General features: G+C 71.9%; 13 protein-coding genes and 1 pseudogene. 9 read left to right on the forward strand and 5 right to left on the reverse strand.

The window, feature by feature from the left end:
- Positions 1-58: 58 nt before the first annotated feature.
- Genes JOF36_RS17535 through JOF36_RS17545 form a run of 3 tightly spaced genes read left to right on the forward strand, consistent with a single transcriptional unit; the run spans position 59 to position 2,096 of the window.
- Positions 59-424, forward strand: a complete 366-nt coding sequence (locus JOF36_RS17535; protein WP_210028028.1) for a hypothetical protein — start codon at positions 59-61, stop codon at positions 422-424.
- A complete protein-coding gene (locus JOF36_RS17540) occupies positions 421-1,602 on the forward strand; it encodes an MSMEG_0568 family radical SAM protein (RefSeq protein WP_210028029.1) in 1,182 nt (393 codons plus the stop codon). The genes JOF36_RS17535 and JOF36_RS17540 overlap by 4 nt, the downstream gene beginning before the upstream one ends.
- A complete protein-coding gene (locus tag JOF36_RS17545; protein WP_307862436.1) occupies positions 1,599-2,096 on the forward strand; it encodes an MSMEG_0567/Sll0786 family nitrogen starvation N-acetyltransferase in 498 nt (165 codons plus the stop codon). Before JOF36_RS17540 ends, JOF36_RS17545 begins: the two co-directional genes overlap by 4 nt.
- Here the strand turns inward: JOF36_RS17545 and JOF36_RS17550 are convergent, their stop codons facing one another.
- Positions 2,097-5,273 (reverse strand): ATP-binding protein, encoded by a 3,177-nt coding sequence (locus JOF36_RS17550; RefSeq protein ID WP_210028031.1) that lies wholly within the window; start codon positions 5,271-5,273, stop codon positions 2,097-2,099. It abuts the gene before it with no gap.
- 60 nt (positions 5,274-5,333) lie between these two features.
- The gene (locus tag JOF36_RS17555) at positions 5,334-6,980 is read right to left on the reverse strand and encodes a long-chain fatty acid--CoA ligase (RefSeq protein ID WP_210028032.1); all 1,647 of its coding nucleotides are present in this window, start codon (positions 6,978-6,980) and stop codon (positions 5,334-5,336) included.
- Positions 6,981-7,362: 382 nt separating this feature from the next.
- Here JOF36_RS17555 and JOF36_RS17560 point away from each other — a divergent pair, with 382 nt between their 5' ends.
- Both JOF36_RS17560 and JOF36_RS17565 read left to right on the forward strand, forming a co-directional pair.
- On the forward strand, positions 7,363-8,178 hold the full coding sequence (locus JOF36_RS17560; RefSeq protein ID WP_210028033.1) for an N-acyl homoserine lactonase family protein: 816 nt from the start codon (positions 7,363-7,365) through the stop codon (positions 8,176-8,178).
- Positions 8,179-8,331: 153 nt separating this feature from the next.
- The gene (locus JOF36_RS17565) at positions 8,332-9,753 is read left to right on the forward strand and encodes an aldehyde dehydrogenase family protein (RefSeq protein WP_210028034.1); all 1,422 of its coding nucleotides are present in this window, start codon (positions 8,332-8,334) and stop codon (positions 9,751-9,753) included.
- 66 nt (positions 9,754-9,819) lie between these two features.
- Here JOF36_RS17565 and JOF36_RS17570 read toward each other — a convergent pair whose 3' ends face one another.
- From JOF36_RS17570 to JOF36_RS40230, 3 genes and pseudogenes are all read right to left on the reverse strand, one after another.
- The gene (locus JOF36_RS17570) at positions 9,820-10,932 is read right to left on the reverse strand and encodes a Zn-dependent alcohol dehydrogenase (RefSeq protein WP_210028035.1); all 1,113 of its coding nucleotides are present in this window, start codon (positions 10,930-10,932) and stop codon (positions 9,820-9,822) included.
- 62 nt (positions 10,933-10,994) lie between these two features.
- Positions 10,995-11,285, reverse strand: coding sequence for a hypothetical protein (locus JOF36_RS39145; protein WP_245353120.1), 291 nt, complete (start codon positions 11,283-11,285; stop codon positions 10,995-10,997).
- Positions 11,286-11,339: 54 nt separating this feature from the next.
- A pseudogene (locus JOF36_RS40230) lies at positions 11,340-11,444 on the reverse strand (FmdB family zinc ribbon protein); the annotation flags it as partial.
- 164 nt (positions 11,445-11,608) lie between these two features.
- Here JOF36_RS40230 and JOF36_RS17580 point away from each other — a divergent pair.
- The 4 genes from JOF36_RS17580 (at position 11,609) to JOF36_RS17595 (ending at position 15,011) form a co-directional block, all read left to right on the forward strand.
- Complete coding sequence (locus JOF36_RS17580) at positions 11,609-12,364, forward strand: GntR family transcriptional regulator (RefSeq protein ID WP_210028037.1); 756 nt, start codon at positions 11,609-11,611, stop codon at positions 12,362-12,364.
- Between the two features lie 62 nt (positions 12,365-12,426).
- The gene (locus JOF36_RS17585; RefSeq protein WP_245350881.1) at positions 12,427-13,221 is read left to right on the forward strand and encodes a DUF3159 domain-containing protein; all 795 of its coding nucleotides are present in this window, start codon (positions 12,427-12,429) and stop codon (positions 13,219-13,221) included.
- Between the two features lie 49 nt (positions 13,222-13,270).
- Positions 13,271-14,464, forward strand: coding sequence for an SGNH/GDSL hydrolase family protein (locus JOF36_RS17590; RefSeq protein WP_210028038.1), 1,194 nt, complete (start codon positions 13,271-13,273; stop codon positions 14,462-14,464).
- The gene (locus JOF36_RS17595; RefSeq protein ID WP_307862437.1) at positions 14,442-15,011 is read left to right on the forward strand and encodes a putative immunity protein; all 570 of its coding nucleotides are present in this window, start codon (positions 14,442-14,444) and stop codon (positions 15,009-15,011) included. The genes JOF36_RS17590 and JOF36_RS17595 overlap by 23 nt, the downstream gene beginning before the upstream one ends.
- Positions 15,012-15,024: the final 13 nt, after the last annotated feature.

Raw genomic sequence — 15,024 nt, forward strand, 5'->3', positions numbered from 1 at the left:
TCTACTATAGTGTACGAGTCGGGTATGCGGACATCCGCGACGTGATCGGAAGGCGTTCATGGAGGACACGACGACGTTCCCACCGGCCTCGCCGGTCCAGCCGATCGGCGATCCCGGGCTCGCCGCCGCCCGCCGTCGCTGGCGTGCGGCCGGTGACCGGCTCTGGCCGATCGTGCTGGCCGACGGCGAGGCCTACCAGCAGGCCGCCGCCGCGGTCGGACGGCTGCTGGAACGGCTGCGGGAGGAGATCCACTCGCTCGAGGAGCTGGTGCTCCTCGAGCGCGAGCCGGGCAACCGGATGACAGATGTCGCGCACCCTGCGGTGTCCGGACCCGACGTGCTCGCCGCGGCCTGCGCGCTGCGGGCCGACGAGATCGACGCCGAGGCCGCGGTGGCAGGACACGACCAGAAGGAGGGCTCATGACGGCAGCACCCGGGACCCGCGACGAGCACGACACCGCGCGCGAACCCGCCGGCGGGACCGGCGATCTCGGTGAGCTGATCGCGGCGTTGCAGAGCCACGGCGTGCGGGTGGAGACCACGGTCGAGTCGCGGACCGGGGGCGCCGGGCCCACCGACTCCGGGATGATCTGGCTCGAGGGCAGGCCGGTCACCGTCCCGATCGTGGCCGCCCCGGACGCGTCCACCCCGTACGTGCTGCGTCCCGAGGACGGCGGCGGCAACGGGATCTACCGGGACGGCCGTCGGCTCGCCGGCGTGTCGCGGTCGCTCCGGCCGCGGTTCTACGATCTCACCACCGCCGACGGTGTGCCGTACGAGAAGATCGCGTTGCTGCACCTGGACTCGCTGGCCAGCACGGTCGTCCAGGCGTGCAACTACTGGAACACGTCCGATCAGTGCGGATTCTGCGGGATCGGGGTCTCGCTCGACTCCGGTGCGACCATCGCCCGCAAGACGCCCGAGCAGCTCGCCGAGGTGGCGGTCGCCGCCCGCGATCTCGACGGCGTCGTCGACGTCACCCTGACCACCGGCAGCTCGAACGCACCCGATCGCGGCGCGCGCTACGTCGCCCGGTGCGGCCGTGCGGTGAAGGAGGCCAGCGGGCTGCCGGTGGAGATCCAGTTCGAGCCGCCGCGCGACCTGGCGATCCTCGACGAGGTGTACGCGATGGGCGGCGCCGACGCCGTCGGCATCCACATCGAGACCTTCGACCCGGACGTGCTGGCACGGGTCGCGCCGGGCAAGTTCCGGACCGGGATCGAGACCTACTTCGAGACCTGGGAGCGGGCGGTCGAGCTCTGGGGCCGGGGCCGGGTCTCGACCTACGTCATCCTGGGGATGGGGGAGGACCCGGAGCTGATCGTCGAGGGCTGCCGGCGGGCCGTCGATCTCGGGGTCTATCCGTTCGTGGTGCCGCTGAGGCCGGTCGCGGGGAGCCTGATGCAGGACGCCCGGCCTCCGTCGAGTGCCTACAGCTCCGAGGTCTACCGGCAGGTGGCCGACCACATGACCGAGCGGGGGATGAGCGCCGACGACGCCGTCGCCGGATGCGCCCGCTGCCAGGCCTGCTCGGCGATCGACGCGGTGCAGCGTCAGCCGCCGATGCTGCAGATCGGCCCTCGACCGGCGAGCCTGTCGTGACCCGCGCGGAGCCCTCGAGGGCCGGCACGGCGACCGGCGTCGACTGCAGGATCGTCACCGGTGCCGACGTCGTCGAGCACCACCGGGTCCGGCACGCCGTCTTCGTCATCGAACAGGGCGTGTTCGCCGAGAGCGACGTCGACGCGCACGACGCCCGCGAGGACGTGGTGCACGTGCTCGCGACGATCGGCGAGCACGCGGTCGGGACGGTGCGTCTGTATCCCGTCGACGCCGCGGGCCTGTGGCGCGGCGACCGTCTCGCGGTCCTGCCCGATTACCGGACGGCCGGAGCGGGGGCGCCATTGGTGCGACTGGCGGTGGCGACCGCCGCGTCCCGCGGTGGAGTGCGGATGGTGGCACACGTCCAGCCACCGAACCGCCGCTTCTTCGAGCATCTGGGATGGACGGCGGGTGCTGTCGAGACCTACGCGGGCTTCCCCCACGTCGCGATGACGATCCCGCTGAGCGGTGGGAGCCGGCCGGACCGGGAGTGATCAGTGGAGCACCGGGCGGGGCAGGAGGAGCCGGCCCCGCCGGGTGAAGTCGTCGCGCAGCTCGGGTGGCAGCCCGGCCCGGATCCGCTCCAGAGCGGAGTCGCGCTCCGGACCCGGGCACACGGACGCGATGACCAGGGCGGAGGACGTGCGCCGCGCCGCGGCGGAGGCCTCGGCCGCGCGGCCGAGATGGGCGAGCGCGAGCGCCTCGTACTTGGCCGACCGGAACCGGCGCGCGTGCTCGAGGAGCTGCTCGGAGAGCTCCGGCCGCCACCGCGCCTGCATCTCGAGCAACCGCATCTCTGCCCGCTGGCGGAACGGCAGGGACAGCTCGAGCAGGGTCGCGGCCTCCTCGACCCTGCTGCCTGCGTCGTCGTCGCGGCCCTCGAGCAGCTCGCAGTCGGCCAGGGCGAGCAGCGCGTGCAGCGCCTGCTCGAGCTCGAGCGCGCCCCCGCCACGGCGGGCGAGATCGACCGCGAGCTCGGCGTGCTCGCGGGCCAGGTCGACCCTGCCCAGCTCCTGCCACAGCCATGACGTCGTCGTCTCGATCCCGGCCCGGTAGTAGTTCACGCCGGCCTCGTCGATCAGCCGGCGGGCCCGGTCCAGCGAACGCAGCGCACCCGCGAAGTCTCCGCTGTCACCGCGGGCCAGCGCGCAGAAGAACAGGCTCTGCAGCAGCGTCCGGAACTCGCCGGTCCGGGTGCAGAGCCGGACCGCCCGCAGCAGCGCGACCCTCGCCTCGTCGAACCGGTCGGTGTGCTGCAGCAACGCACCCCGGTAGGCCGTCGCCGTGGCGGCCAGTACGTCGTCGGCGTCGGAGGCGAGCACCTCGTCGTAGGCGGCCGCGGCACCGGAGTAGTCACCGTCCCAGTGCCGCACCCGGCCGAGCAGCAGCACCGAGCTGCGCCGGGCACCGGGAGCGGCGGCCGCCGACTCGGCGAGGTAGCCGGCCTGCTCGGCGAGGTCCACGGTGGCCAACGCGTCGCGGGCGTGCAGGGCGGTCCAGCCGAGCGCCTCGAGGGCAGCCGTCTCGAGCTCCTCGTCGCCGTGGTCGCGGGCGGTTCCGAGTGCGCGCTCGTGGTCGTCGCGGGCGTCGTCGTAGCGGGCGAGATCGCAGCGGACGGAACCGCGCCGGAGCATGGCCTGCGCCGCGAGGATCGGGTCGCCTGCCGGTCCGGCCTGCTCGACCGCGCGGGTGAGCATCCGCTCGCTCTCGGCGTGGGCGAACACGAGATGGGCGGCGTCCGCGGCCTGCAACCAGGCCCGGGCCGACTCCCGATGGTCCCCGGCAGCGGCGAGATGGCCGGCCGCGGCCTCGGGACGGTCGGCGAGCAGCGCTGCGGCCCGGCGGTGGCGACTGATCCGGACCGGTCGCGGGGACTCGTCGTACACGATCCGCCGGAGGATCTCGCTGGCGAAGCGGAACTCGTCCCCGTGGGCGCCGACCAGTCCCGACCGCTGAGCGCGTTCGCAGCGCTGCGCGCAGACCTCGACCGGTTGCGCGGTGAGCGCGGCGAGATCGTCGAGACCGAACGAGCGGCCGAGGACCGATGCCTGGGCGAGCACGTCGCGGACGTCGTCGGTGGTGGCGGCCAGGCGCCGGATCAGGGCGTCGTGCAGGGTCGCCGGGATGTCCGGGCCGTCCCGCTCGGGGTGTTCCGGCGCCGGATGGCGCAGCAGCTCGCTGACGAGCAACGGCGATCCTCCGGTCCAGGCGAAGAACCGGTCGAGGTCGTGCCGGGACCCGGCGTCGTCGAGCAGCGTTCCGACGGCAGCGCGGTCCAGCGGGCCGACGTCGAGGACGACGGCCACGTCCTCCAGACCCACCGTCTGGTGCGGGTACTCGCCGGCGTTCTCGGTCGCGACGGTCAGCACGGCGTTCTCGGCGAGCCGGTCGGTCAGGTAGTGGAGCGCGTCGATGCTCGACTGCCCGGCGTTCTCGATGTCCTCGATCCCCACCAGCAGCGGCTGCTGTTCGGCGACCCGGCCCAGGAAGTGGGCGAGGGCGTCGACGGTGCGCCGGTGCTGCATCTCGGAGATGTCGGGCGCGGACGCCCACTCGTCGAGCTCCGGGACGAGCACCGTCAGCGCCCGGCGGTCCGCATCGCCCAGAAGATCCGCCGCACCCGGCAGGTGGTGTGCGAGCAGCCCACGCACGATGTCGGCGAGCGGCTGCAGGTAGAGCGATCGTTCCGCCTCGGCACAGCGCACCACGACCGCCACGCCGCCTGCCTGCTCGGCGCGCCGTGCGGCTGCCGCACAGAGGGTGGACTTCCCGATTCCCCGCTCGCCGCGCAACAGCGCGATCCGGCCGTGACCGCGGACCGCGTCGTCCCACAGCCGGGCCAGGGTCGCGATCTCGTGGTCGCGCCCCACGGGACCGGCGGTCCCCGGGATGTTCCGGTGCGTACCGGCGTCGTGCTCCGGAGCCGGCGTTCCCCGCAGGATCTCCAGGTGCACCTGGTGCGACGACGCCGACGGGTCGAGTCCGAGCTGGGTCGCCAGCGCCGCGCGCAGGCGTTCGTAGACGGCGATCGCATCGGCCGGAGACCCGCGGGAGACGTGGGCCCGCATCGCCGCACGCGCCGCCTCCTCGTCGAGCGGGTTCGCCGCGAGCGTCCGCCCCGTCTCCTCCAGCGCGATCTCGAGATCACCGGCCTGCAGCGCGGCAGCCCAGCGGCAACGCCGCGCTCGGTCGAGCAGGGCCTCGGCGGCGTCCCGGACCCCGTCGCTCCAGTCGCTGTCCGGTTCGTCGGCCAGCGCCGGTCCGCCGTCGAGCAGCCGGACGGCGTGGCCGGTGTTGCGCAGCGCGGGGCCGGAGTGCCCGTGCGCGAGCTCCCGCTCGGCCAGCGTCGTGAGGTTCGCGGCCTCCACCAGGTCGACCGTCGTCCGCCGGTCCTGGACGAGCCGGTAGGCACGGGGACCGCCGTCGATGCGCTCCCGGCCCAGCGATCTGCGCAGCCGGCTCACCAGGGACGCGACGTTGCGCAGCGGGTCGCTCGGCGTCTGGTGCGGCCAGAGGTGGTCGGCGAGCGTGGTGGTCTGGACGAACTCGCCCTGACGGTCGGCGAGTATCGCGAGCAGCCGGCTCGCGCGGCCGCTCGGCACCGGGGAGGCGAGGTCACCGGTCACCGCGAGGGAACCGATGAGCCTCACCTGGACGACGCCGTCCTGCATGGTCGACACTCTATCCGTGCGACCACCCCGGGATCCTCCGTCCCTGGTGAGCGGCCCGGTTCAGCCGAGCTTCGCCTCGACGGCGTCGAACCCGCCGTCGGTGTAGAGGGAGCGCACGACCTTCTTGTCGTACTTGCCGACGCCGGTCTTCGGGACCTCTTTCACGAACAGGAACCGGTCCGGGATCGACCACTTCGCGAAGTCCACCGCCAGGTGGGTGCGCAGATCGTCCTCGGTGAGCGAGTCGTCGGTCGGGACGACGCAGGCCAGCGGCCGCTCGAGCCACTTCTCGTCCGGGATGTTGACCACGGTCGCCTCGCGGACCTTGGGGTGCGCCATGAGCGCGTTCTCCAGGTCGATGGAGGAGATCCACTCGCCGCCGGACTTGATGAGGTCCTTGGAGCGGTCCTTGAGGATCACGTAGCCGTCCGGGTCGATGGCGCCGACGTCGCCGGTGCGGAACCAGCCGTCGACCATGTTCTCCGCGGTGCGCTCGTCGTCGTAGTACGCGCTCGCGGTGAACGGCGAGCGGACCCAGAAGTCGCCGACGCTCTCCCCGTCCCAGGGCAGCTCCTCGCCCTCCGCCCCGAGGATCTTGATCTGGACCAGCGGGATCGGCTGGCCCTGCTTCTGCCGCAGCGCCAGCAGCTCGTCGTCCCCGGCGTTCTCGCGCAGCGTGCTCTTGATCGCGGAGAAGCAGATCTGCGGGGTGTTCTCCGTCATCCCCCAGCCCTGGGTGACGTAGGTGCCGTACTGCTCGGCCCACCAGTTCATGATCGCCTTCGACGGCGCCTGGCCACCGAGCCACATCGTCTGCAGGCTGCCGAGGTCCCAGTCCCTGCCGGAGGAGTGCACCGCGTCGCGCATCAGGGTCCCGATCGTGACCGCGGCGTTCATCCCGGTCACCTTCAGGTCCGACACCATCCGGACGTAGTCGATCGGCTGCGGGTGCACGCCCGGCAGCACCAGGGTGCTGCCCTGCAGCAGCGCGGTGTGCGGGATGTTCCAGCCGTTGCAGTGGAACATCGGGGCGACCTCGAGCCAGACCTGGTCCTCGCTCATGCCGAGCTTGTCGTGCATCGCCAGGCACATCGCCTGCAGGACCATCCCGCGGTGGCTGTAGACGACGCCCTTCGGGTCGCCGGTGGTGGCCGAGGTGAAGCAGATGGCGGCGGCGTCGCGCTCGTCGAACTCGGGGAACTCGAACTCGTCGGTCTCCGCGGCGAGGAGGTCCTCGTAGGCGTGGACGTTCTGCAGACGCGTCTCGGGCACCGTGTCGCCGAAGACCACGAACGCCTTGACCGTCGGGATCCCCAGGTCGACGAGCTCCTCGACCAGTGCGAGCTGGTCCGGGTCGAAGAACAGGACCTCGTCGGCGACCTTGTTGATCGTGAAGCGCTGCTGGTCCGGGAACAGCCGCAGGTTCACCGTGTGCAGGACCGCCCCGAACCCGGGGACGCCGAAGTAGGTCTCCAGGTGGCGGTAGTGGTTCCAGCCGAGCGTGCCGACCCGGTCGCCGTGCTCGACGCCCAGCCGGCCCAGCGCGTTGGCCAGCTTGCGGACCCGCCGGCCGTACTCGCGGTAGGTGTACTCGTGGTACTGCCCGTCGCCGATCCTGGTGATGATCTTCTTGTCGTGGAAGAGCCGCTCGGTGCGCCACAACAGGGAGCTGAGCAGCAGCTGGCGGTCCATCATCAAGCTCTCCATCGAGCAACCCTCCTGAGGTGTGACCTAGACCGCGTGGGACTATCTCTATAGAATCGTGTGTTGTCAAGACATCGGCATGTCGCGATACGGTGGTGCGCACCCACTGTGCTCGGGTCTGCCCGCCGGTGTCGCCCGACCGGGGCAAACCTCCAGGACATACCGGGCAGAACGTGGACGATCGCCGCGGATCCGGCGGGCCTGCTCATGCGGACGCGCGAGGAAACCGATCGTCGTGTTGACATGATTCTATGGAATATGGAACATTCTGCTTCTATGGCCCAGGTCACTGCCGGGTCGGGCGCGCCCGCGCGCCGGCCGGCGGGCCGCACACCGGAGTGCGACGGGCCGCAGTACCTACCGCAACGAGGAGGAGGTTCTGCCAGTGGCAGACGACAAGATCAAGGTGACGATCCTGCCGACCGGCACGATGCACGCCGACCTGACGTGGCTGCTGATCGACCCGTCGCGGATGGCGTCCGCCTCGAACCCGGACAAGCAGCGTGACTGGGTCGAGGTTCCGACGCACGCCGTCTACATCGAACACCCGGACGGCAAGAAGCTGCTGTGGGACACGGGTGTGCCGCGGAACTGGGTGGAGCGCTGGGGCCCGACCGGTCTCGACCAGTTCTTCCCGGTCGACGCCACGACCGAGGACATGTGGCTCGACTCGCGGCTCAAGCAGCTCGGCGTCGAGGCCGGTGAGATCGACTACCTGCTGCTGTCGCACCTGCACCTCGACCATGCCGCGAACGCCCAGTTCTGGAACGGCACCGACACCACGATCCTGGTGGACGAGGCCGAGAAGGACGGGGCGTTCAGCTTCGACGGCTACAACAAGGGCGCCCACATCAAGTCCGACTACGACGGGCTGGAGCTCAGCACGATCAGCGAGGACACCGAGCTCCTGCCCGGCATCACGCTGCTGCGCACCCCGGGCCACACCTGGGGAACCCTGTCGCTGCAGGTGGACCTGGCCGACTCCGGCACGATGATCTTCGCGTCGGACTCGTTGTACCGCAGCGAGAGCTACGGGCCGCCGGCGATCGCGGCCGGCATCGTCTACGACACCGTGGCGTGGTTCGAGTCGGTGGAGAAGATCCGCTCGATCCAGCAGAAGGCCGACGCCACCATCGTGTTCGGTCACGACCCGGTGCAGTTCACCGAGCTCAAGCTCGGTCCGGGCAACAGCTACACCTGATCCGCCGCGTCCGGGCCGGCGGAGACCCGCCGGCCCGGACGCGTGTTTGTCCCTCCACTGCAATCTCTATAGAATCCTGGTCGCAGTGTTCGTGCGGCCCGAGTGCCTCCCGGGTCGCCCCCCGTTGCCGCCACGCGGCCGAAGGAGTGATCGATGAGCACGCCGACCGAGCAGCTGTACCTCGACGGGAAGTGGGTGGACAGCACCGGCAGCGGCACCGTCGCGGTGATCGACCCGGCCACCGAGGACGTCATCGGGGCAGTGCCGGAGGGCACCGTGGAGGACGTGGCGCGGGCCGTGCGGGCCGCGCGTGACGCGTTCCCCGGCTGGGCCGCCACGCCGCGCTCCGAGCGGGCCGACTGCCTGCAGCGCCTGCACGACGGCCTCGCCGCCCGCGCCGACCAGATCGCCGAGACGATCGCGCGTGACGTCGGGACGCCGATGCGGATCGCGAGCCGGATCCAGGCCGCGCTGCCGCAGACCGACGTGTCGACCTACGTCGAGATCCTGAAGAACGAGGAGCCGGAGGAGAAGGTCGGCAACTCGCTGGTCGTCCGGGAGCCGGTGGGTGTGGTCGCCGCGATCACGCCGTGGAACTACCCGCTGCACCAGATCACCGCGAAGATCGCGCCCGCGCTCGCGGCGGGCTGCACGGTCGTGGTCAAGCCCAGCGAGGTCGCGCCGCTGGTCGTGCGGCAGCTGTTCGAGGCGATCGACGAGGCGGGCATCCCGCCCGGTGTGATCAACCTGGTGCACGGCCTCGGCCCGACGATCGGGGAGGCGCTGGCCACCCACGAGGACGTCGACATGGTCTCGTTCACCGGCTCGGTCCGGGCCGGTTCCCGGGTGGCCGAGCTCGCCGCCCGCACCGTGAAGAAGGTGACCCTGGAGCTCGGCGGCAAGTCCGCGAACGTGCTGCTCGACGACGCCGACCTCACCGCCGCGGTGAAGGTGGGCGTCGCGAACGCGTTCCTCAACGGCGGCCAGACCTGCACCGCGTGGACCCGGCTCGTCGTCCCGGCCGACCGCCAGGAGGAGGTGCTCGAGCTCGCCAGGGCTGCCGCCGAGGGATTCGCCCCCGGCGACCCCATGGACCCGAAGACCAAGCTCGGCCCCATGGTGTCCGAGGCGCAGCGCGACCGGGTCCGCGGCTACATCACCCGCGGCGTCGAGGAGGGTGCTCGCCTGGTCGCCGGCGGGGCCGAGGCCCCCGCGGGACGGGAGAAGGGCTTCTACGTCGCCCCGACGGTCTTCGGTGACGTCGACCCGGACTCGACGATCGCCCAGGAGGAGATCTTCGGGCCGGTCCTGTCCGTCATCCCCTACCGGGACGAGGACGAGGCGCTGGCCATCGCCAACAACTCCGAGTACGGGCTGCACGGCGCGGTCTGGTCGGCCGACCAGGACCGGGCGCTGGCGTTCGCGCGCAGGGTCCGCACCGGCCAGATCGACGTCAACGGCGGCGCCTACAACCCGTACGCGCCGTTCGGCGGCTACAAGCGCTCCGGGGTCGGCCGGGAGATGGGCCGTCCGGGCCTGGAGGAGTACCAGGAGATCAAGTCGATCCAGCTCTGACCGCACGGACAGATGGCGCCCGGACCCACGATGGGTCCGGGCGCCGTCGTCGTGCCGGGGTGAGCGTCAGTGCTCGTGCACGATGAGCCCGCGCAGGTTGCGACCGGCGATCATGTCGTCGTAGCCCTCGTTGACCTGCTCCAGGGAGTAGGTCCGGCTCACGAGCCCGTCCAGCTGCAGATCCCCGGTGCGGTAGAGCCCGAGGAGCCGCGGGATGTCGGTCGTGGGGTTGCAGTCACCGAACAGGCTGCCGCGGATCGTCTTCTTCCACAGCGTCGCGATGGTCCCGGAGACCTCGATCGTGCGCGTGTCGAAGTCGCCGAGCGCCACGAGGACGACGACCCCGGCCTTGCCGATCGCGTCGAACGCGTCCGAGACCACCTGCGAGGTCATGATCCCGACCGTGATGATCGCCTTGGCCGCCCCGACCCCGTGGGTCAGCGAGAACGACAGCTCGCGTGCCTCGTCCGCGGTGCCGACCGCGTGGGTGGCGCCGAACTGCAGGGCGGCCTCCCGCTTGCCCGCGACCGGGTCCACCGCGATCACGTACTGCGCGCCCGCGTGCCGCGCGCCCTGCACCGCGTTGATGCCGATCCCGCCGGTGCCGTAGACGAGCACGGTCTCGCCCGGGCGGACGTCCGCGGCCTTGGTGGCCGCGCCCCACCCGGTCGGCACCCCGCAGCCGACGAGTGCGGCCTTGTCCAGCGGGAGGTCGTCGTCGATCTTGACCGCGGAGGTCTGGTGGATGACGCCGTACTGGCTGAACGTGCCGAGCATGCACATCGCGCCGTAGCGCCCGGCCGGCCCGGACAGCGGCCAGCTCTCGCCGGGCAGGAAGCCGCGCATGATGTTCGCGCCCATGTCGCAGATCGCCTGCTGGCCGGTCGAGCACCAGTGGCAGTGCCCGCAGCTCGGGATGAAGGAGCACACGATGTGGTCGCCCGGCGCGACCCGGGTGACGCCCGGGCCGACGTCCTCGACGACGCCGGAGCCCTCGTGCCCGAGCACGAGCGGCAGCCAGCCCTTCATGTCGCCCTGCATGACGTGCAGGTCCGAGTGGCAGAGCCCGGCGTGGGTGTAGCGGACCAGGACCTCGCCCTCGCCGGGCGCGGCGACGTCGAGCTCGACCAGCTCGAGGGGCTTTCCGGCCTCGTGGATCACAGCCGCGGTGGTCTTCATGTTCCTCGTTTCGCTCGTCGCCCCGCCGGGGCGCGAGAGGTTCGGTCGGTGCCGGTGACCGTTCAGTCGCCGGCGTCGGCGGTGGCCGTGTTCGGGGTCCGCCGGTCCCGGCTCGCCTCCGCCGCCGCGGTCGCGGCGTCCTTCGACGTCGAGGCGCGGGTGGCGAGCTCCTTGTAGGTGAGCGGGCGGCGTTCGAAGCTGCCCTCGTGGGCGGCGATCGCGTCGCGGTGCTCGCGGTGCTCCGGGTGACGGGCCTCGAACTCCTGGCGGGCGTCCATCCGGCGCCGCCATCCGGTGATGGCATCGCGGTCGCCGTTGTGCAGCCCCTCCCACGACCGCGGCGCCGTGGACATAGCCGGGGGAGGGGCCGCGCGGCCGTGCATCGCCGGTGCGGGTGGGCGGCGACTCGTGATCTCACCGCAGGAGGGGCAGCCCGGAGCGGGCGAGCTCCAGGACCGGACCATCGTTTCGAAGCGCACCCCGCACGAGCACGCGTAGTCGTAGACCGGCACAGCCGACTCCTTCGTCAGTTTGCTCGCTCATCTGTCGCGTTGATTCTATAGAGTTCTGGAGGAGGGGCAAGCGGTGAACGCGCGGACGGCGTGATGGTGTTTCGTGGGACACCGGGTTTCATGGTGCGGCGGGTGAGGCGGAAGGTCGAGCGGGTGGAGCGATGGTGAGCGAGCGCGTGGACGACTCCGGCGGTGACTCCGTGGACGACACCGGGGGCGACGAGGGCGCGCCCATCGACCCCACGCAGCGGCTCAGCCCGCAGGTCGCCCGCCGGGTCCGCGAGATGATCGTCAGCGGCGAGGTGCGGGGTGGCGACGCGTTGCGGACCGAGCATCTCGCGGCGCAGTTCGGGGTCAGCGCGACCCCGGTCCGTGAGGCCCTGATGTCGCTGTCCGGCGAGGGCCTGGCCGAGCTGCGGCCGGGGCGCGGGTTCCGGGTCGTGCAGATGAGCCGCCAGGACTTCGTCGACATCTATGACGCGCAGGCCTACTTCGCCGGGGAGCTCGCGGCCCGCGCCGCCACGCACCTCACGGACGCGGAGCTGGCCAGGCTGTACGCGTTGCAGGACCAGCTCGTCGCGGCCTGCGCGCAGGGCGATGCCGCCTCGGAGCGGATCGAGTGGGAGCTGCACGCGCTGATCAACCGGATCGCGCGCGCCGACCGGCTGAGCTGGCTGCTGCGGCTCACCGTCCGCCATGCGCCGTTCCGCGCCTGGTCGACGGTCCAGGGTTGGTCCTCCGCCGCCCCCGAGGACCACCTGCCGTTGCTGCGTGGGCTGAGCCGGCGCAACCCGCGCATCGCCCGGGACGCCATGACCGCGCACATCCGGGGCGTGGGGGAGCTGCTGGCCGACCAGCTGACCGAGCGCGGGATCCTCGTCGACGACCACGATCAGTGGCCTGGGTCACAACCGGGTTGAGTGTGCCGTGGCGGCACGGCTTCTCCTGGGATCACACCAGAACACGACCCGGGAGGACGGAAATGACCATGACGGAGCCGCACCACAGCCGGGCCCACCGGGCCGACGAGACCCCGACCGCGCCGGTGCCTGTCACCGGAGCACCGATCGCCGGAGCGCGGGCCACCGGACCGCGGTCCACCGGAGCACCGGCCGCTGGAGCGCCGACCGCCGACGCACCGACTGCCGATGCACCGGCCACCGGGGCGAAGCCGACGTTGCTCGACCAGGTCGGCGGGCCGATGGGGTTCGTGTACTCGACCCTGCCGGTCGTGGTGTTCGTCGCGGCCAACGCGTTCCTGTCGCTGACGATGACGATCGGCGTCTCGGTCGCGGTCGGGCTGGCGCTCACCGGGTTCCGGCTGCTGCGCGGCGAGGCGTTCACCTCGGCGATCGGCGGTCTGCTCGCGGTCGGTGCCGCGGTCGGTCTCGTGGCCTGGACCGGGTCCGCGAAGGACTTCTTCGTGATCGGGATCTGGGCGGCGCTCGCGGGATTCGTGGTCACGTTCGGGTCGGTGCTGCTCCGGCGGCCGCTGACCGGGGTGATCTGGAACGCGGTGCACGGCGGTGCGCACGCCTGGCGCGACGACCGCCCGTCGATGCGGGCGCACGACGTGGCGACGCTGGTGGCCGCGGCGGTGTTCGGGGCGCGGTTCGTGGTCAAGGAGTGGCTGTACCTGACCGATGCCACCGGCGCGCTGGCGTTTGCGAAGATCGCGATGGGGACGCCGTTGACGGTGCTGGGCGCACTGGTCGTGGTGTGGGCGTTCCGCCGGACCAGCAAGCGGCTGATCGAGCCGGCGCCCGCCCGCGCCTGACGGAGTCGGTCGGCAACCACGAGACCACCGCACCGATGGAGGATCACGAGTGACCGCCGCATCGCGACCGATCACCACCCCGGCCACCCCGGAACTGTTCCGCGGGGCGCTCGAGTTCGAGCACACGCCGATCGGCGTGCGTCCGCACCGATTGCCGGCATGGGCACTCGACCAGGCCCGGGACGCGCAGCTCGCGATGGCGCAGGCGCAGCCGTCGGGCGTCCGGATCAGTGTCGACACCGCCGCGACGAGCATCGAGGTGACCGCGCTCGCGACGCGGTACGGCTACCGCGGTGTTCCGGCGCGGGCGCCCGGCGTCTTCGATCTCGTGGTCGACGGCCGGCTCCACGGCCGGGCGAGCCTCGACACCGCCACCGTGGTGACCCTCGATCCCGCGACCGGGGTGGCTGACCGCGCGGACGGGGTACCGGGCCCCGTCACCTTCGACCGGCTGCCCGCCGGCGGCAAGCGCGTGGAGATCTGGCTGCCGCACACCGAGTCCGTCGAGATCGTCGAGCTGCGCAGCGACGAGCCCCTGCGCCCGTCGGTCGAGCGACGCCCGACCTGGCTGCACCACGGCAGCTCGATCAGCCACGGCTCGAACGCGGACCGTCCGACCGGGACCTGGCCCGCCGTGGCGGCCGCCCTCGCGGGCCTCGAGCTGACCAACCTCGGCCTCGGCGGCAGTGCCATGCTCGACCCGTTCACCGCGCGCGTCATCCGGGACACCCCGGCCGACCTGATCAGTTGCAAGCTCGGGATCAACCTGGTGAACGCCGATGTGATGCGGCTGCGCGCGTTCGGGCCTGCGGTGCACGGCTTCCTCGACACCATCCGGGACGGCCACCCGGACACACCGCTGTTCGTGATCTCGCCCGTGTACTGCCCGATCCACGAGCACACCCCCGGCCCCGCGGACTTCGACCACGCCGCACTCGCCGCGGGCGAGATGCGCTTCACCGCCTCCGGGGACCCGGCGGAGGTGGCCGCGGGGAAGCTCACGCTGACCGTCGTGCGGGAACACCTCGCCCGGATCGTGCGGGAACGCAGCGCGACCGACCCGAACCTGCACCACGTCGACGGCCTCGATCTCTACGGCCCGGCCGACGAGCAGACGCACCCGCTCCCGGACCGCCTGCACCCGGACACCGCGACCCACCGCCTGATCGGCGAGCGGTTCGCCGCCCGGCTGGGGCGAGACGCTGCCCTATCCACGGATCGTGGCGCGCACCGAGCCGGGTGATCCGGATCTGACCATGACCGAGCTGCGGACGGTGGCGCGCTTCGCGGTGGAGAGCGCTGACGAGGTCCTCCCGGTCTTCGAGGAGGTCCGCCCGGACGATCGGCGGCCGCGCGTCGCGATCGGGGCGGCGTGGACGTTCATCGACGGTGCCGATCGGTCGAAGCTGCAGCGGACCGCATCGCTGGACGCGCACCGAGCGGCCAAGGACGCCGCCGATGGTCTCGCGCAGCACGCGGCGCACGCCGCCGGTGACGCAGCGTCGGCCGCATACCTGCACCCGCCGGGTCAGGTGCGGAGCTGGACCTCGGAGCTCGCCAGGTCCACACAGGTCGGGCACATTCTCCGAGCCGCCGCGCACGCGGCCCGGGTGGCGGAGCTGCGAGCCGGTGACGACCCCGGCGTGGGCGAGCTGCACATCGAACGGACGCGACGACGCGCCTCACCGGCGATCATCGACATCGTGCGGCGGTATCCGCCCGTCGCGACCGGCAGGAACCGTGTCGCAGTGCTGATGAAAGCCCTGGATACGGCTCTACGGTCGCGATGACCGGTAGCGGAGG

It is taken from the genome of Pseudonocardia parietis, from assembly GCF_017876315.1.
Lineage (GTDB): Bacteria > Actinomycetota > Actinomycetes > Mycobacteriales > Pseudonocardiaceae > Pseudonocardia > Pseudonocardia parietis.